The organism is uncultured Desulfosarcina sp. (genome assembly GCF_963664155.2).
Classification (GTDB): domain Bacteria; phylum Desulfobacterota; class Desulfobacteria; order Desulfobacterales; family Desulfosarcinaceae; genus Desulfosarcina.
Genome location: NZ_CAXXXH010000001.1, coordinates 345,447 through 362,500, shown reverse-complemented (window position 1 = coordinate 362,500; position 17,054 = coordinate 345,447). Strand labels below are relative to the sequence as shown.

General features: G+C 58.1%; 15 protein-coding genes. 7 read left to right on the top strand and 8 right to left on the bottom strand.

Translation table 11 applies throughout. The features are described 5' to 3' along the window. Positions 1 to 2: 2 nt before the first annotated feature. Positions 3 to 1,352, top strand: coding sequence for a replication-associated recombination protein A (locus ACHZBS_RS01760; protein ID WP_319404821.1), 1,350 nt, complete (start codon positions 3 to 5; stop codon positions 1,350 to 1,352). 172 nt (positions 1,353 to 1,524) lie between these two features. After that, the gene (locus ACHZBS_RS01755; protein ID WP_319404820.1) at positions 1,525 to 2,019 is read left to right on the top strand and encodes a DUF3124 domain-containing protein; all 495 of its coding nucleotides are present in this window, start codon (positions 1,525 to 1,527) and stop codon (positions 2,017 to 2,019) included. Between the two features lie 14 nt (positions 2,020 to 2,033). On the opposite strand, the gene lgt is transcribed toward ACHZBS_RS01755, so the two are convergent. The 8 genes from lgt to ACHZBS_RS01715 form a co-directional block, all read right to left on the bottom strand. Then, on the bottom strand, positions 2,034 to 2,882 hold the full coding sequence (gene lgt, locus ACHZBS_RS01750; protein ID WP_319404819.1) for a prolipoprotein diacylglyceryl transferase: 849 nt from the start codon (positions 2,880 to 2,882) through the stop codon (positions 2,034 to 2,036). Between the two features lie 300 nt (positions 2,883 to 3,182). Then, positions 3,183 to 4,484, bottom strand: coding sequence for a TolC family protein (locus tag ACHZBS_RS01745; protein WP_319404818.1), 1,302 nt, complete (start codon positions 4,482 to 4,484; stop codon positions 3,183 to 3,185). 22 nt (positions 4,485 to 4,506) lie between these two features. Next, on the bottom strand, positions 4,507 to 5,628 hold the full coding sequence (locus tag ACHZBS_RS01740; protein WP_319404817.1) for an ABC transporter permease: 1,122 nt from the start codon (positions 5,626 to 5,628) through the stop codon (positions 4,507 to 4,509). Positions 5,629 to 5,631: 3 nt separating this feature from the next. Further along, on the bottom strand, positions 5,632 to 6,759 hold the full coding sequence (locus tag ACHZBS_RS01735; protein WP_319404816.1) for an ABC transporter permease: 1,128 nt from the start codon (positions 6,757 to 6,759) through the stop codon (positions 5,632 to 5,634). A 42-nt stretch (positions 6,760 to 6,801) separates the two neighbouring features. Beyond that, on the bottom strand, positions 6,802 to 8,748 hold the full coding sequence (locus ACHZBS_RS01730) for an ATP-binding cassette domain-containing protein (protein WP_319404815.1): 1,947 nt from the start codon (positions 8,746 to 8,748) through the stop codon (positions 6,802 to 6,804). Then, positions 8,745 to 9,932, bottom strand: coding sequence for an efflux RND transporter periplasmic adaptor subunit (locus ACHZBS_RS01725; protein WP_319404814.1), 1,188 nt, complete (start codon positions 9,930 to 9,932; stop codon positions 8,745 to 8,747). Before ACHZBS_RS01725 ends, ACHZBS_RS01730 begins: the two co-directional genes overlap by 4 nt. Then, positions 9,929 to 10,630 (bottom strand): CerR family C-terminal domain-containing protein, encoded by a 702-nt coding sequence (locus ACHZBS_RS01720; protein WP_319404813.1) that lies wholly within the window; start codon positions 10,628 to 10,630, stop codon positions 9,929 to 9,931. Before ACHZBS_RS01720 ends, ACHZBS_RS01725 begins: the two co-directional genes overlap by 4 nt. A 178-nt stretch (positions 10,631 to 10,808) precedes the next feature. Further along, positions 10,809 to 11,738, bottom strand: a complete 930-nt coding sequence (locus ACHZBS_RS01715) for a TIGR01212 family radical SAM protein (RefSeq protein ID WP_319404812.1) — start codon at positions 11,736 to 11,738, stop codon at positions 10,809 to 10,811. A gap of 266 nt (positions 11,739 to 12,004) precedes the next feature. Between ACHZBS_RS01715 and mnmG the strand changes: the two genes are divergently transcribed. From mnmG to hpt, 5 genes are all read left to right on the top strand, one after another. Next, positions 12,005 to 13,879: a tRNA uridine-5-carboxymethylaminomethyl(34) synthesis enzyme MnmG gene (gene mnmG / locus ACHZBS_RS01710; protein WP_319404811.1), complete on the top strand. Its 1,875-nt coding sequence runs from the start codon at positions 12,005 to 12,007 to the stop codon at positions 13,877 to 13,879. A gap of 26 nt (positions 13,880 to 13,905) precedes the next feature. Then, entirely contained in the window at positions 13,906 to 14,484 is a 579-nt protein-coding gene (locus tag ACHZBS_RS01705; RefSeq protein ID WP_319404810.1) for an ATP-binding cassette domain-containing protein, read from the top strand. Beyond that, a complete protein-coding gene (locus ACHZBS_RS01700; protein ID WP_319404809.1) occupies positions 14,481 to 15,290 on the top strand; it encodes an ABC transporter permease in 810 nt (269 codons plus the stop codon). The genes ACHZBS_RS01705 and ACHZBS_RS01700 overlap by 4 nt, the downstream gene beginning before the upstream one ends. A gap of 120 nt (positions 15,291 to 15,410) precedes the next feature. After that, positions 15,411 to 16,301 (top strand): DnaJ C-terminal domain-containing protein, encoded by an 891-nt coding sequence (locus ACHZBS_RS01695; RefSeq protein WP_319404808.1) that lies wholly within the window; start codon positions 15,411 to 15,413, stop codon positions 16,299 to 16,301. Between the two features lie 221 nt (positions 16,302 to 16,522). Beyond that, positions 16,523 to 17,044 carry a hypoxanthine phosphoribosyltransferase gene (gene hpt, locus ACHZBS_RS01690; RefSeq protein ID WP_319404807.1) on the top strand — a complete coding sequence of 174 codons (522 nt, stop codon included), beginning with the start codon at positions 16,523 to 16,525 and terminating at the stop codon, positions 17,042 to 17,044. Positions 17,045 to 17,054: the final 10 nt, after the last annotated feature.

The window sequence follows — 17,054 nt, the reverse complement described above, 5'->3', positions numbered from 1 at the left end:
AGATGGACCTTTTCGATTATCAGTCTGCAGAATCCACCGATTTTCAGCGGCCCCTGGCCGAGCGTATGCGTCCGCGCCGCCTGGCAGACTTGTTCGGCCAGGATGCGGTTACGGGGCCGGGCTCATTGATCCGCCATGCCATCGAAAACGACCGGATTTTTTCCATGATCCTGTGGGGGCCGCCCGGTTGCGGGAAAACCACCCTGGCTCGGATCATTGCAGGCGAAACCCAATCGCATTTCATTCATTTTTCGGCGGTGCTTGCCGGTGTCAAACAGATCCGTGAAGTCATCGACGAGGCCAACAAACAACGGCAGTTCCGGCGAAAGCGAACCATCCTGTTCGTGGATGAAATCCATCGGTTTAACAAGGCCCAGCAGGATGCCTTCCTCCACCATGTGGAATCCGGGCTGATCACCCTCATCGGCGCCACCACGGAGAATCCGTCCTTCGAGGTGATTTCGCCGCTGTTGTCCCGCTGCCGGGTCGTTACCCTCAGTTTGCTGGATGAAGAGGCCATTGGCCGCGTGCTTGATCGGGCCATGAAAGATAAGACGGACGGGCTGGGCAATCTGGATCTAATCCTGACCGACGATGCCCGGGCGTACTTGATTCAGATCGCTTCGGGGGATGCGCGCAACGCCCTTAACAGTCTGGAGGTGGCCAGCACTTTGATTTTGGCCGAATCCCCGCCCGAAAGGGGCAGCCGACGGGCGATCGGCTTGCCGCAGGTGGAAAGCGCGCTGCAGAAAAAGGCCTTACTATACGACAAAGGCGGTGATGAGCATTACAACCTCATCTCCGCCTTTCACAAGAGCTTGCGGGGCAGCGATCCCGATGCGGCCCTGTATTGGCTCGCCCGCATGCTGGAGGCCGGGGAAGACGCCCTGTATGTGGCCCGACGTATGGTGCGATTCGCCTCCGAGGATGTCGGCAATGCCGATCCGTTTGCCCTGCGCCTGGCCTTGGGGGCCATGGACTCCTTTCGCTTTCTGGGGCACCCGGAAGGGGATCTGGCGCTGGCCCAGGCTGCCGTCTATCTGGCCACGGCGCCAAAGAGCAACAGTGTCTACAAGGCCTGGAACGCGGCGAAGCAGACGGTCAGGGCAAAAGGCGCGCTGCCTGTTCCCCTGCATATCCGCAATGCACCTACCGGCTTAATGAAGGATTTGGGCTATGGCAACGGGTACCGCTATGCCCATGATTTTAAAGACGGTTACGTTGTACAGGACTACCTGCCTGATGCCATTGCCGGCGAGCGGTTTTATTTTCCGACGGAACGGGGGTATGAGAAGATGATTGCCGTTCGGCTGGCGAACTGGCGGGCATTGAAGGAAAAGACGAAAAAATGAGATGAATGGGCGGATCGGGAATGCTGGGATCGAGGGTTTGAAAGTATGCTTTCATCGGTCATCGCCGATGCCCAATTGATTTGCCCCATGGTTGTTGGACCATACGGAGAAACAGAACGTTTAAACCCCATCCCGCACAACTTGCCTATCCATATTGAAAGGAGGGCGTTCGATGTCCAAATTCGATAGCATTACCCGCATGTTGACCGTGTTAACCCTGCTGACCGCCGGCGTCTGTTTCACGATTGTTCCGGCGGGTGCGGATATGCGGCTTTTCAAGGGGCAGACCGTTTATGTACCGGTCTATTCACACATTTACAGCGGTGACCGGGAGCAGCCGTTTTACCTGGCTGCCACCCTGAGCATCCGCAACACGGACCTGAAGCATGAAATCAAATTAACAGCTGTGGATTATTACGATTCCGAAGGAGCGTTTCTGAAGCACTATCAGGACACGACCCTGACCCTCAACGCCATGGCCACGCGGCGCTACGTGGTGCCCGAATCGGATAAAAGCGGGGGATCGGGGGCAAAATTCATCGTCCGCTGGCAGTCGGACCAACCGGTGGCGGAGCCGCTGATCGAGTCGGTGATGATCAGCACCAAAACCCAGCAGGGGATTTCCTTTACGTCCCGGGGCCGGGTCCTTGAGGTTACTTTGCCATAGTTGGCGATACCGATTTATTTTTTCAACGTGGTTTTCAGAACCACAATCAGCATCCCGCCCGCCAGCATCATGGCCGCGCAGAGCATCTGGCCCATGGAAAAGGACATAAAGACAAAACCGAGTTGGGCATCGGGCTGGCGCGCATATTCGATAAAGAACCTTACCAGTCCGTACCCGATGAGGTAGAGGCCCAGCATGACCCCCGGGGTGCGGATCCGGCCTTTGATCGACCACAAGACCAAAAACAGGACGATGCCTTCGAAAAAGGCCTCATACAACTGGGAGGGGTGCCGTCGTCCGGGACCCGGAGCGATGGGGAAAAACATGCCGATGGGAAGTGTGGTCACCCGCCCGTAAAGCTCGCCATTGATGAAGTTGCCCAGCCGGCCGAAGGTATAACCCAGCGGAATGCAGGGTACGATAAGATCGGCCATGCGTAAAAATTCCATGTGGTTTTTGCGCACGAAAATTACCGCCGCCACAACCACACCGATCAGCCCGCCGTGATAGGACATGCCGGTGATGCCGGTAAAGTGAATACCGCCGGAGAATTCGAAAGGCAGGATAATTTCAAGGGGGCGCTGCAGATAGTAAGAGAAGTTGTAGAAAAGCACATATCCCAGACGGGCACCGACGATCAATCCTATAATCATGGCCGTCAAGAGGCTCTGGAGTTGTTCGTTGTCGATCTTGAATCGGTCTTCCCGCCGGATTCGATAGCTGGCCAGCAGGTACGTGGTGGCAAAGGCCACGATGTACATGAGCCCGTAATACTGCAGCCGAAAACTGCCGATCTGGAAAATCACCGGATCCATGTGTTCCGGCAGATGCTGCCACCAGTAGAGAAAATCTTTCATATCCATTCGCTTTCGCTGATTCACCGTTGGTTTGAAGGGCTCGACATTACTACCCCCCGGACCCTTGCGTCAATACCCGCTGCTCGTTGGATTCTGGTTTCGGGCTCGAGGTCTGGCTATTTTTAATATAGCCATCACGAAGTGATCCCTTCCTTCGATATCGGACATTGGACCATCTGCGGTTCTGTTTTCAAACGATCCAAGCCATCATGACGAATCGACGGGTGAAGGTCAGGACGGGAGCGGAAACGAGTTCCTTTTTTGATCGCACGCGGGTAGGGTCGGCTGCGGCGCTGTCCGCCGACTTCAGACCTCCGGCTTCGGTTTGCCCATGGCCCATTCCAATTGCGCCAGGGCGGTTTCGTACCCATAGCGTGCCTCCAGATAGGCGCTTTCCGCACCGTTGAGGTAACTGCGGGCATCGAGCACCTCGGTGGAGGTGGCTAACTGCTGGAGGTAGAGCAGGTTGGTGATGCGCCAATGCTCCCGGGCCTGGTTCAAGGCGGTTTGCGCGGTATTTATATTTTGAGCGGCCACATCCAGATCGAGGCGGGCCTGAACCACCTGGAGCCTAATATCGTCCCGGATTTTTTCCAGCGCTTGCGCCAGCGCTCGCTGCTCGGCATTGACTCTGGCGGAAGCGGCGCGCGTTTTTCCGAATTCGAAAAAGGTCCAGCGGGCCTGAACGCCCAGGCTGGCATTGTATTGGTTGGAATAGTCATTGGATGTGGCCCCCAGATCGTCCCCGTCTTGCTGGTATTTGCCCATAAGGTCGATACGCGGGTAATAGTCGCTTTTGGCCAGAAGGCGTTCGTTTTCCTTCAACTGAAGGGACTGCTCGATTACGGCAATTTCAGGCCTGGCTCGCAAGGCTTGATCAACCTGGGCATCCAAATCGTCGGTGACGGGGGGCGACGGGTCCATGTCTTCGATCTCGATGTCGCTGTTGTATTTTCTGCCGATCAGCAGGCACAGGGCTGTGCGAACCTGTTTAACGCTGGCCTGCGCCCGGTGCTGCTGCTGGTCGGCATCGGCCCGGGCCACCCGTGATTTGAGCAGATCATTAAAAGGCACCAGCCCGTTTTCATGGAATTTTTGCACATCGGCCGCATGGGCCGCCAATGCTGCCGCGCTGCTTTCGGCCACCGCGAGGCGCTTTTCCGCCATGAGCAGATCGAAACAGCACTGCTTGACCTGGAGGATGACGGCCTGTCGCGTCTGCTGCAGCTCCAGTTCCCGTGTCTCCAGCCCCAGCTCGGCCAGACGATGACGGGCGCTGATAGCGAAGCCGGAGAAAAGGGGCTGGGTCAGGGCCACCTCCCAGTGGTGCTGGTCGCGGCTGTTGGTGATCGCCTGGTTTCCGTTGATGTTGACAAATGGCGCTTCGGCCAGGCTCTGATAATTGTATGCCGCCGAGAACCGGGGAAGATAATTCGCACGGGCCTCCCGTTCGGCGAAGTCTGCCGCCTGCCGATAGGCCTGCCCCTGATGGATCAAAGGGTTTTTCACCAGCGCTTCCTGGACGGCGGCGTCGATGGTCAGCGGCGCGGCAGCGCAGAGGTTGACGCTGACCAGTACCATATAGATGATGATCGCTAACCGTTGCATTGTTTTCTCCTGAAATGGGACATTATTCCAATGTTTTTCTGAATCGCGCCACGGCCAGTGTGAGAAAACAGGCCGCCAGGGCCGCCAGGGCTCCGATGGGCAGCCACAGGATGCGGACCCCCACCCCTTTGATCACGATGCCGTGAAGGATCTGCAGGAACCAGCGCATGGGATTGAACACGGTGAACCACTGGATGATTTCCGGCATGTTACGGATGGGGAAAATGAATCCGCTCAGCAGAATGGCGGGCACAAGGATGAAAAAAGCCGTGAGCAGGGCCTGCTGCTGGGTTCGGGCGGTGACGCTCACCAGCAGGGCCAGGCCCAGATTTCCCAGGATGTATATCGTGGCCGCCGCGTAGAGCAAGGGCACGCTTCCCTGGATGCGGATGCCGAAGACCGCGCGGGCAATCAGGAACATCAGGGTCATGGTGACCATGCCGGTTGCCAGAAATGGCAGGGTTTTCCCCAGGATGAACTCCACCCGGTGGATCGGCGTAACCATCACCTGCTCGATGGTGCCGATCTCTTTTTCCCGGACGATGGCCATGGAGGCCAGCACCAGTCCGATCAGGATCAGCATGACGGCGATCAGGCCGGGGACGAAGTAGTACTTGCTTTCCAGGTTGGGATTGTACCAGGCACGTGTGCGGATACCAACGGGGCTGGACAGCGCAGCGGCACCGCCGGCCCGTTCCTCGAACATCCGCTGGTTGAAATGGGCCACAGCCTGACTGGCGTAATTGAGGGTTACGGCTGCATCGTTGCTCATGGTTCCGTCTACCAGCAGTTGCACGGTTGCAGCTTTACCCGACCGGACATCACCCGAAAAATGTTGCGGAATGCGGATAACCGCCCGCACCCGGCCGCTGTCAAGCAACCTTTGAACGAGCGTATCGGTGGCCAGGCGGCGGGTGATCTCGAAATAATTGCCGCCGGCGAACTCGGCCACCAACTGACGACTTTGCGGGCTGTTGTCCGGGTCTACCACCGCCGTGCGGATGTCTTTCACGTCCGTGGTCAGGGCAAACGCCAGCACCGTCATCTGGACCAGGGGCATGACCAGCACCACCAGGCGCATGCGCACATCCCGGAACATCTGCAAAAATTCCTTGTAGAGCATCTGTCGAATGCGCAAAATCATGCTTTATCCTTCCAGTTTCAGTCTCATCTTGCGATGGGCGAGAAATACCATCACCGCGGCATAGACCGTCAGCAGGGCGGCGTTGAGGCCGAGGACCTCCAGGCCGATGCCCTTTAAAAAAATGCCGCGCAGCAAGGCGATGAAATAGCGCGCCGGAACGATGAAGGTGATGGCCTGAATGGCCGCCGGCATGTTGTAGATGCCGAAAACGAATCCGGAAAGGAGCAGTGTGGGCAGGTATCCGGTAAACAGGGCGATCTGATTGGCCAGCACCTGGGTCTTGAGAACGATGCTGAGCAGCAGGCCTAGGAACAGGGCGCCGGTGAGAAAAATAGATGCGGACAGAAACAGCAGGCCTGCGCTGCCCCGCAGAGGCACGTCGAAGATCCAGCGGCCCATGGCCACGGCGATGGCCACGTCGGCCAGACCGATCACAAAATAGGGCACCACCTTGCCAAGGACCAGTTCGGGAACCCGGATGGGGGTGCTGATGAGTTGTTCCATGGTGCCGGTTTCCCACTCGCGGGCCATGGTGACGCTGGTGAGCATGGCGGCGATGACCACCATCACCAGGGCGATGATGCCGGGGATGATGACGTTGCGGCTTTCCATATCCGCGTTGTACCATACCCGCGGTTCCAGGGTCACTTGTCCTGCAACGCCCGGATGGACACCTGCTGCGACCTGCAGCCGGCTGTTGTAAATTTGGCCGATGGCGGTGATATAGCCCACGGCCAGGGTCGCGTTGTTGGCATCGGAACCGTCGATCAGGGCCTGTATTTCTACCGGTTGGCCGGCCCGGGTGCGGGCGGCGAAATCGGCCGGGATCACCAGAGCGACCATGACCGTGCCGGCATCGAGCATGTCGGCCAGATCCCCGTAGCCCTGTGTGTAGTGGTCGACGGAGAAATAGGCCGAACCGTCGAACAGGCTGATCAGCTCTCGGCTCTGGGCCGTTCGGGATTGATCCCAGAGAGCGGTGGGAACATGCTTGAGGTCCATGGTCAGAGCATATCCGAACAGGGCGATGAGGAGCATGGGAATGGCAATGGCCAGTACCAGGCTGCGCCAGTCGCGAACCACGTGGATGAATTCCTTGCGGGCCACGGCGATGAAACGCTGCAGCTTCATCGGCACTGCCTTCGGCGGCTGCCCGTAGGCCCGGTTTTGAGGTCACTTTTCTTTTGCATGGTCGCGATTCTCTTTCTCGATGAGGGAGACAAAGACATCTTCCATGTTGGGGTCGATGCGCGCCATCGTCACGTTCGACAGGCCGAGTCTGTCGGTCAGCCGGCGGATGCGCTGCTGGGCGATGTCGGCGTTGTCCACCTTCAGGTGCAGCCCGGCGCCGAACAGGGCTACATCCTGGATGCCGTCTATGGCCGACAGCGCATCCATGAGGTCCTGGGGTTCCGGGCAGCGGAGATCGAGGATGGTTTCCTCGACCAGGCGGTTTTTTAATTCCCGGGGGGTGCCCAGGGCAATCATCCGCCCTCGGTAGATCATGGCCACCCGGTCGCAGTATTCGGCCTCTTCCATGTAGTGGGTGGTGATGAAAACGGTTCTGCCCCGGGCGGCCATGTCGTAAATCAGGTCCCAGAACCGGCGTCGGCTCAAGGGGTCCACGCCGCTGGTGGGTTCGTCGAGGAAAACGATGGGCGGCCGGTGCAGGATTGCACAGGCCAGGGCCAGACGCTGCTTCCACCCGCCGGCCAGCAGCCGGGTGGCCTGAGTTTCGCGCCCTTCCAGACCGGCCATGCGGACCGCCCAGGCGCGGCGCTCGGCCATGCGCCGGCCGGACAAACCATATATCCCGCCGTAAAAATTGATATTTTCGGCAACGGTGAGGTCATCGTAAAGAGAGAACTTTTGGCTCATGTAGCCGATGCGCTGCTTGATGGCTTCCGCCTGGCCGACAAGGTCGCATCCGGCCACCTGCCCGCCCCCGTCGGAAGGGCTGAGCAGGCCGCAGAGCATGCGGATGGTGGTGCTTTTACCGGCGCCGTTGGGGCCCAGAAACCCAAATATTTCACCGGTCGCTACGGTGAGGTTGATGTGGTCAACGGCGATGAAATCGCCAAACCGGCGGGTCAGATCCTGAACCTGAACCGCCTGGGCGCCGGGGGTCGCTTCGGGCGAATGGGGGGCCGTGGTTTCCTCTGGCGGCGGGGTGTCGCGTGGCTGGGTGGCCGTAATCGTGTTGACGAAAACGTCTTCAAGACTGGGAGGAATCCGGCTGATTTCCTGAACCGAAATATTGGCATCGCTCAATACGCGGCGTGTATCCTGGATAAATTTGTCCGGGTCCCGGCAAACGATGTGGACGCTGTCGCCGAAAAGGTTCACGCTGACGGCGCCGGTCAAATTCCGGCGCAGCATCCGGCTGGCCAGCCGGGACTGGCCGCAGCGCACGGCCAGGATATTCATTGGAAGGGACTGCCGAACGGTTTCGGGACTGCCTTGGATCAACAGCCGTCCCTGGTCCATCAATCCGATGCGGTTGCAGCGTTCGGCTTCGTCCAGATAGGCCGTGGTGACCAAAATGGCCACCCCGCCTTTGAGCATGCGGTAGAGAATACGCCAAAAATCCCGGCGGCTGACCGGGTCCACGCCGTTGGTGGGTTCGTCCAGCAAGAGCACCTCGGGGGTATGAATCAGGGCGCAGGTCAGTTGCAGCTTTTGCTTCATGCCCCCGGAGAGTTTGCTGGCCTGCCGTTTACGGAAGGGCCGCATGTTGGAAAAATCGAGGAGTTCTTCCAGGCGCGCTTCGCGCGCCTGACGGGCCATTCCATACAAATCCGCATAAAAATGAATGTTTTCATCCACCGTCAGGTCCGGGTACAGGCCGAAGCGCTGGCTCATGTAGGCCAGGTGCGTTTTGACCTTGCCGCTTTGACCCGGCAGGTCGCATCCGGCCACCCGGATCCGTCCGCCGGAAGGGTCCAGGAGTCCGGCCAGCATGCGTAAAGTTGTGGTTTTACCGGCACCGTCCGGCCCAACCAAACCGTAAATTTCGCCCTTGTTCACGCAAAGCGACAGGCCGTCCACGGCAGACAGGCCGCCGAAGGACCGGGTCAGGTCCTCTGCCAGGATGGCGGTTTCTCCGGTGCAAGCATTCACGGGGCGGCCTCGATGACAGCATCGGCGGGCATGCCCGGTTTGAGGACGCCGTCCGGATTGTCAAGTTGGATTTTGAGGCGGTAGACCAGGTTGGTCCGCTCATCGGCGGTCTGGACCGACCGGGGGGTGAATTCCGCGGCGCTGCTTATGTAGCTGACCCGACCCTTCCAGCGACGTTTTGGGTATGCATCCACGGAAATTTCGGCCGACTGTTCCAGCCTGATTTGTCCGAGGTCGTTTTCGGATACGAAGGCGCGCAGCCAAACGCCCTGGATGTTGCCGACGGTCAGAACGGCGCTGCCGGGGTTCAGGTAAGTGCCGGGTTCGGCCGAGGTGCTGAGCACAACGCCGTCGAAGGGGGAGAAGAGTCCGGTCTCGGCCAGTTGCTGACGGGCAACGGCCAGTCCGGCCTGGGCCGCAGATTCTTTCGCCCGCGCCTGGTCGATGGCTTCCTGACGAGGGCCGGCCTTGATCAAGGCATAGTCGGCCTCGGCCTGGGCCAGGGCCGAACGGGCCTGACTGATTTGCTCCCGTCGGCTGCCCTCGCGCCGCAGGCTTAACCGCTGCATGGCAACCTGTCGCTGGGATGCGGCAGCGTCGGCGGCGTTTTGGGCCGAAACCAGACGCGTCCGAGTGGTGTCGTAAGTCTGACGGCTGATGCCGCCTTCCCGGAATACGGCTTCGTAGCGGTCAAAGTCGGCCCGAGCCAGCTCCAATTGGCTGTTGGCGGTACGTTCGTCTGCCATGGCCCGAGAAAGCTCCGCTTCGGTCTCGGCGATCTCCTGCACCCGGCTGCCGTTTTTCAGTTCGTTGAGGACAAAGCGGGCCTGGCGGACGCGGGCGCGGGCGCGCTCGATTTCTTCGGGGCGGCTGCCGGCCAGCAGTTCGGCCAAAACTGAGGATGCGAAGTCGGCTTCGGCGGTGGCCTTTTTAAGCTGAAGCTGCTGGTCCGTGTCATCCAGAACCGCCAGGCGCTGTTTGTCGGTGACCCGATCGCCCTCGTCCACCAGCCTCAGGCTGAGGCGGCCGGGAATCTTGAAGGCCAGATCCACCTGGGTGACGTCGATGTTGCCGGATAAAAGGATTTTGCCATCGTTGCCGTTTTCTTTAAAAAACGTTTTCCACAGGATGATGGCCAGGACAACCGCCGCTACCGGTACGAGGATGCGCAGCCGTTTTTTCATGGGTCTTCTCCTTCCATCGGCATGGAATTGAGATTTTGATCGTTTTGATTCAGGTTGCGATTGCGGACCGATAAAATACCGGCCAGAGAAAAGCGCGCGATATGATCGGCCAATTCATCGATGGTGGAATCGTCTGAAAAATCCATGACGAATAACCGGTTGACGATGGGGCGGGCCATGGCGTAGTGAAAACACTGGCCGATAATGCTGATCTGGCAGCGCATGATATCCTGACCAGTTGCCCGCGGCCCCAGCAATTCCGAAACGATGACGCCGAGAACGGCGGCGGTGGGCCGGATGAATTCGTCCACCATGTCGTCCATAAAAGGAGAAGGGTCGGCCAGTTCCCGGGCGACCAGCTGGCCCTTGCCCGGGTAACCGGAAAGCCCGCCGGGTGACAGCAGGCGCCTTAAAACTCCGCGGACAAAGGCCTGCAGCCGGTCCCGCGGAGAAGATCGGGCGTTAACCTTTTCGTCGACGGGGTAGCGCGCAAAGCTCTGTGAAATCAGATCCGTGACCGCGGTCCGGTAAAGTTCTTCCTTTCCGCCGAAGTAGTAGTTGATGGATGCCACGTTCACGCCGGCTGCCCGGCAGATTTCCCGGATCGTGGCCGCCTTGTAGCCCATCCGGCCGAAGACATCGCCGGCGGCGTCGAGGATCTTTTCTTTTACTGGCTTTTCAAGGGGCAAGTTGGCCATGGCGGACAGTCGACTTTCTGGAATAACGGGTTGTATTACGGTGGTTCAGAAAATAAAAACAAACGAATTAAACAATTGATTAAAACAAACGTTTAATTCTGTCAAGAAAAAAATCAATGGCGGTGGATAAGATCTAAACCGAGGTTGTTGCCGTTGAAAAACGACGCACAGGAATGCGTCAGTCGGCAGCCGGTGGGTTGAACAATTTGCCCTGCCAGGTATTCGTTTCAGCGAAGATGCGGTGGATCAGGTCCAGGGTCTCTTTTTTTTTCAGGGACCAGGCCGGTGCCACCAGTTCTGTGGGGTGCGGGTCGCCGGTGAGGCGCTGGATGATCGTCGTCTCCGGAAGCCTTTCAATGAATTCGCAAACCCGTTCGGCATACTCCCGCTGCTCCAGACAGCGGTAACCCCCACACCGGTAAAGAGTTTCCATGGCGGTTCCCTGCACCACATAGAGCAGGTGGAGTTTGACCCCCTCTATGCCCAAGGCGGCGACGGCGTCGGCGGTTGCCAGCATATCCTGCCGCGATTCGCCGGGAAGCCCCAGGATCACATGGGCGCAGATGTTGATGCCGCGGTTGCGGGTCGCGACTACTGCGTTCTGGAAACAGGCAAAATCGTGGCCCCGATTGATCAGGGAAAGGGTCCGGTCATGGGCGCTCTGCAGGCCATATTCGACCCAGATGAGATGGTCTTTCGCGTAGTTTTCCAACAGGTTCAACACCGCGGCGTCCACGCAGTCCGGTCGGGTGCCGATGGCCAGGCCCACCACCCCGTCTACCGCCAAGGCTTCATCGTAGAGCGCTTTCAAACGCGCTGCGGGGGCGTAAGTGTTGGTGAAGGACTGGAAATAGGCTATAATTTTGTCTGTTTTGAAACGGCGGGCGATTCTTTCCTTGCTGCGTTCGATCTGCCGGGTGATCGATACCCCCTGCCGATGCGCACCGGTTCCGGATCCCCTGGCATTGCAATAGATGCATCCGCCGGTTGAAAGGGTGCCGTCGCGATTGGGGCAGTTCAACCCGGCATCGACGGTGACCTTATGGACCCGGCAGCCAAACAGGGATCGAAAATAGGTGTTCAGGTCCCGGTATGGTTTCTTGTGCATGCTGATCCTGTCCTTGACCTAATTATCACGGCAATTATATAGTGCCCATCCGGAAACGGCCTCTTTTGGCCCGGGCCTGCGTTCTCGCTGTATTGAGCACGTAGTGAAGCTTCAGCGCTATCTCCCACGCAGCGCTGCACCCCAGGCTGTCGCCAGGACGGTTGCGCCATCAATTTCGCTGTCGCTTTGGCCTGAGCCAAAATCTACCATTTTCGGATGGGCACTGGCAATCCGTGGGTTATTATTTTTTCAGGCAGTGAAAACAGATGCCGATCTATCAGAAACAATACGATGTGATCATTGTGGGCGGCGGACATGCCGGCTGCGAGGGTGCCCTGGCGGCCGCCCGCATGGGTTGCCGCGTATTGCTGCTGGCCCTCGACCTGGACAAGATTGCCGCCATGCCGTGCAGCCCCTCTATCGGCGGCATGGCCAAGGGGCAACTGGTCAAAGAGATCGATGCGCTGGGCGGAGAGATGGCCAAAATTGCCGATCAAACGGCGATCCAGTACAAGACCCTGAATACCAAAAAGGGACCGGCGGTGCAGTCCACCCGGACCCAGAACGATAAGGGCCGCTACCATACGGCCATGAAGGCGGTGCTTGAAGGACAGACCCACCTGGACCTGAAGCAGGCCCTGGTGGAGCGCCTGATTGTCGAGGGAGACCGGGTCTGCGGGGTGGAAGACCATACCGGCTTTGGTTTTCAAGCACCGTGCGTGGTGCTGGCCACCGGCACTTTTCTTTCCGGGCTGGTGCACATCGGCTTCAAAACCATGCAGGCTGGCCGGGCCGGGGAATTTGCCGCCTACAGCCTGCCCAATCACCTCAAGGAACTGGGTTTTTCCCTGGGTCGCATGAAAACCGGCACCCCCCCACGGCTGGACAGGGCCAGCATCGATTTTTCCCAGTTCGAGGAGCAGCCGCTTGAGGATCCCGCCCGCCTCTTCTCTTTTTCGGGCCAGCCGGAGCGGCTGCCCCAGATTCCAAGCTATATCGGGCACACCAACCAGCAGGTCCACCAACTGGTACGTGAAAACCTGCACCTTTCGGCTCTGCACAGCGGCATCATCAAAGGCGTGCCGGCGCGCTATTGTCCTTCCTTTGAAGACAAGATCGTTCGTTTTCCGGAGCGGGACCGCCACCAGATCATCCTCGAGCCCGAGGGACTGGATACCCGGGAGATATACGCCTCTGGCCTGGGCAACAGCCTGCCCATAGACGTCCAGGTCCAGGTGGTCAGACGCGTCCCCGGCTTGGCAGAGGCGGAAATCATGCGTCCGGCCTACGCCATCGAGTACGACTTCATCAATCCGATTCAGTTGCGTTCCACCCTGGAGACCAAACGGGTCAAAGGCCTGTATCTGGCCGGCCAGATCAACGGCACCTCGGGGTACGAAGAGGCGGCGGCCCAGGGCATGTGGGCCGGCATCAACGCCGCCTGCAGGGTGCAGAAACGACCGCCGTTTATCCTGGATCGCAGCCAGGCATACATCGCTGTGATGGTAGACGATCTGGTTACGCGGGGCACGCGCGAGCCTTACCGCATGTTTACGTCGAGGGCCGAATACCGGCTCATGCTCAGGGAGGACAACGCCGATCTGCGGCTGACGGAGATCGGTCACGAACTCGGATTGCTGAGTGCCGATACGGTGAAAGCCAATCGTGAGCGAAAAGCCCAGATTCAGGCGGAAATTCAACGCATCAAACAGACGGTGATCAAACCGCTGCCGGCGGTCAATGCCTACCTGGAGCAGCGGGGCACACCCCCCATCGACAACGGCATCCATCTGGTTCAGTTGTTGAAGCGAGCCGAACTGGATTACGACGCGGTTGCCACCCTGTCTCCGGCCGAAACATCTCCGGCAGAGCGAGTGACCCGGCAGGTGGAGATCGAGATCAAATACGAGGGGTACATCCAGCGTCAGCTTCAGGAGATCGACAAGTTCAGACATCTGGAGCAGATTAAACTTCCCGAAGGGCTGGATTTTAATACCGTTCACGGCCTTTCCAGCGAACTCAAGGAAAAACTGGCTGCGGTCCGCCCGGCGTCCCTGGGGCAGGCCTCCCGCATCGAGGGCATGACTCCCGCTGCCATTTCCGTCCTCATGGTACATCTACGCCTATGGAAAAGCCGTTAGTCCCCCGATTGCAGGTGGAGAATCTTTTGATTCACGATGTCGGTCCAATCCGCCTTGATATCGAAAGCGGCGAATGTGTGGGCCTTTCCGGTCCATCGGGTTCGGGTAAAAGTCTTTTTTTGCGGGCCATCGCCGACATGGAGCCCCACCGCGGAACGATATCTCTTGATGGCACGGAGCAGGCGCTGATTTCCGCACCTGCCTGGCGGCGGCAGGTGGCCCTCCTGCCGGCTGAAAGTGCGTGGTGGTCCGATACGGTAGGCGAACATTTTTCGCAGACCGATGCACTCAGACTTGGCACACTCGGGTTTGATAGATGCATTCTGACCTGGCCGGTCTCACGGCTTTCCAGCGGGGAGCGCCAGCGCCTGGCCCTGCTGCGTCTTCTGGAAAATCGACCTCGGTTGCTGCTGCTGGACGAACCCACGGCCAACCTGGATGAAGAAAATTCCACAAAAGTCGAGGAACTGATTCGATCTTACCGCGAGGAGACGGGTGCCGCGGTTGTGTGGGTCGGCCATCAGAGAGCACAGTTGTATCGGGTGGCCAACCGGTTTTATGCGATGAAGGGCGGCCGCCTCAGTGTGGCTGGAGGGTTGCCGTGACACCGGAGACCATCTTTCTGACCCCGACGGATCTTTCCCTTGCCGCTCTGCTGGTAATCGCCCTGGCCCTGGTCAGCCGTCGCATGGGACTGGGTTTGGCCGGCCAGATCATTGTGGCCGCCCTTCGAACCACCGTGCAACTGTGTCTGGTGGGATTGGTCCTGAAGGTGGTTTTTGCATCGATTCATCCGCTTTTGATGGCATCCATGGCCGCGGTGATGCTGGTGGCCGCCGCCCGTGAGGTGATGGCCCGCCAGAAGCGTCGTTTTGTCGGTTGGTGGGGGTTCGGCATGGGGGCGGTATCCATGTTCGTTTCCTCTTTTGCCATCACCACCTTTGCCCTGGTGGCGATTATTAATGTCGACCCTTGGTATACACCGCAGTATGCCATCCCGCTGCTGGGAATGATGCTGGGAAACACCATGACCGGTATCGCCCTGGGTCTTGACCGATTGACGGAGTCGGCCTGGGAGCGGCGCAGCACCATCGAAGGGCGGCTGATGTTGGGCTGTACCTGGTCCGAGGCGATCGGCGAGATCCGCCGGGCCAGTGCCCGCAGCGCCATGATCCCTACCATTAATTCAATGGCTGCTGCCGGCCTGGTGAGCCTACCCGGCATGATGACCGGCCAGATTTTGGCAGGAAACCCGCCGTTTGAAGCGGTCAAGTATCAGATCCTGATCATGTTCATCATCTCCGCCGGAACCGGTTTCGGGGCGCTGATCGCGGTCTGGACCGGTTCGAGCCGGCTTTTCGACGACCGGCACCGGCTACGGCTGGATCGACTCAAAACATCCGGGCAATAATGGACTCAACGGATTGACATTAAAATACTTACACCTTATTTTTTCAATTTAATAAAGTGAGTGCAACTCCATAATAAGGTAACGCGCTCATGCAAACCATCGCAGGGAGCAAGATCAATTATGGCCGAAAAGGATTACTACCAGGTGTTGGGCGTTTCCAAAACCGCCACGGATGCCGAGATCAAAAAGGCCTACCGCAAGCTGGCTATGAAATACCATCCGGACCATTCCAAAGGCGACAAGCGCGCTGAAGAGATGTTCAAGGAGGTCAGCGAGGCTTACGCGGTGCTCAGCGACAAGGAAAAGCGCCAGCAGTACGATACTTTTGGTTCCACCGGCTTTCACCAGCGCTATTCTCAGGAGGATATTTTCAGAAATGTGGATCTGGGAGATATTCTCAAAGAATTCGGTTTTGGGGGGCAGGGGAGGCGGTTTTCTTTTGGCGGCGGCGGCCCGTTCGGCGGACACCAGCGGCGCCAGGCGCCGATCAAGGGGGCGGATCTGGTTTACGAATTGCCCCTGACGCTGCAGGAGGTGGCCAGTGGAACCAGCAAGGCGGTAACCTTTCAGCATCAGGGCCGCAGCGAAAATATCACTGTCAAGATACCTCCGGGAATGATCACCGGCAAAAAACTTAGGTTGGCGGGAAAGGGCGAGCAAAGCGGATACGGCGGTCCTTCCGGTGACCTGTTTATCAAATCCCGTGTTACCGCAGACCCGCTGTTCACGGCCGAAGAATATGACCTCCATACCACCATTACCATTCGGCTCAGTGAGTCCCTTCTGGGTACCCAGGTGGGGATACCCACCCTCGAAGGGGGAGAATTGAGCCTTAAAATTCCTCCGGGAACCCGTCATAAAACCCGGATGCGCCTGGCCGGGCACGGGCTTCCCAAGATGACGGGAAGTTCAAAGGGCGACCTGTATGTCACCGTTTCGGTGGATATTGCCAAAGAACTGACTCCCGAACAGAAAAAACTCGTCAAAAAGCTGGCCGCCACCGGCATGTAACAAATTAAATTCATTGACAACTAACCCCCATTAGGTTACTTTTTCGCTGAACTGGCGGCATGGAATTGGTGTTTCATGGTTGCCGATAAACGGATATTTTTATTTTCTCAACCTTCATTGGCAACATCCGCATCAAACCAATAGCTCCCATGGCCCATGTTTTTTCTGTTTTTAAATTTCTTAATGTCTGCCAGTTGCCTGACGAGCAGTAAAGACCCGATATGCCTGAATTTATTCCTGTTATCAAAAAACATGAGATCCAGCGCCAGATACTCAGAATTGCAGAAACCATTACCACAGACTATCAGGGCCGGGAATTAGTGCTGATTGGCGTGCTCAAGGGGGCGTTCCTTTTTCTAGCCGATCTGGCCCGCGAGTTGAAACTGGAAAAGGTTAAAATCGATTTTCTTCAAGCTTCCAGCTACGGTGCCGATACAGTATCATCGGAGAACATCGTGATGAAGAAAGACATTGACGTTGATATCCGCGGCAAAGATGTGCTAGTGGTTGAAGACATCGTCGATACCGGCCTGACGCTGGCCTATCTCATTAACCACCTTAAACGTTATGGTCCCCGCAGCATCAAGGTTTGCGCCATGATCGATAAAAGCGAGCGGCGAAAGGCGGCGATTAAGGTCGACTACGCGTGCACAACCGTGGAAAATGGCTTTCTCGTGGGGTATGGCTTGGACTATGCAGAAGATTACAGAAATCTGCCAGAAATATACCATATGAAACTTTAGTCAGTGAGGG

What these genes read in the sequence shown, in the direction of transcription:
- ACHZBS_RS01695 (WP_319404808.1), top strand. Translation starts at nt 15,411, where the DNA reads ATGGCCGAAAAGGATTACTACCAGGTGTTGGGCGTTTCCAAAACCGCC.
- ACHZBS_RS01725 (WP_319404814.1), bottom strand. Translation starts at nt 9,932, where the DNA reads ATGAAAAAACGGCTGCGCATCCTCGTACCGGTAGCGGCGGTTGTCCTG.
- ACHZBS_RS01745 (WP_319404818.1), bottom strand. Translation starts at nt 4,484, where the DNA reads ATGCAACGGTTAGCGATCATCATCTATATGGTACTGGTCAGCGTCAAC.
- ACHZBS_RS01755 (WP_319404820.1), top strand. Translation starts at nt 1,525, where the DNA reads ATGTCCAAATTCGATAGCATTACCCGCATGTTGACCGTGTTAACCCTG.
- ACHZBS_RS01735 (WP_319404816.1), bottom strand. Translation starts at nt 6,759, where the DNA reads ATGAAGCTGCAGCGTTTCATCGCCGTGGCCCGCAAGGAATTCATCCAC.
- ACHZBS_RS01740 (WP_319404817.1), bottom strand. Translation starts at nt 5,628, where the DNA reads ATGATTTTGCGCATTCGACAGATGCTCTACAAGGAATTTTTGCAGATG.
- ACHZBS_RS01720 (WP_319404813.1), bottom strand. Translation starts at nt 10,630, where the DNA reads ATGGCCAACTTGCCCCTTGAAAAGCCAGTAAAAGAAAAGATCCTCGAC.
- hpt (WP_319404807.1), top strand. Translation starts at nt 16,523, where the DNA reads ATGCCTGAATTTATTCCTGTTATCAAAAAACATGAGATCCAGCGCCAG.
- ACHZBS_RS01715 (WP_319404812.1), bottom strand. Translation starts at nt 11,738, where the DNA reads ATGCACAAGAAACCATACCGGGACCTGAACACCTATTTTCGATCCCTG.
- ACHZBS_RS01760 (WP_319404821.1), top strand. Translation starts at nt 3, where the DNA reads ATGGACCTTTTCGATTATCAGTCTGCAGAATCCACCGATTTTCAGCGG.
- lgt (WP_319404819.1), bottom strand. Translation starts at nt 2,882, where the DNA reads ATGGATATGAAAGATTTTCTCTACTGGTGGCAGCATCTGCCGGAACAC.
- mnmG (WP_319404811.1), top strand. Translation starts at nt 12,005, where the DNA reads ATGCCGATCTATCAGAAACAATACGATGTGATCATTGTGGGCGGCGGA.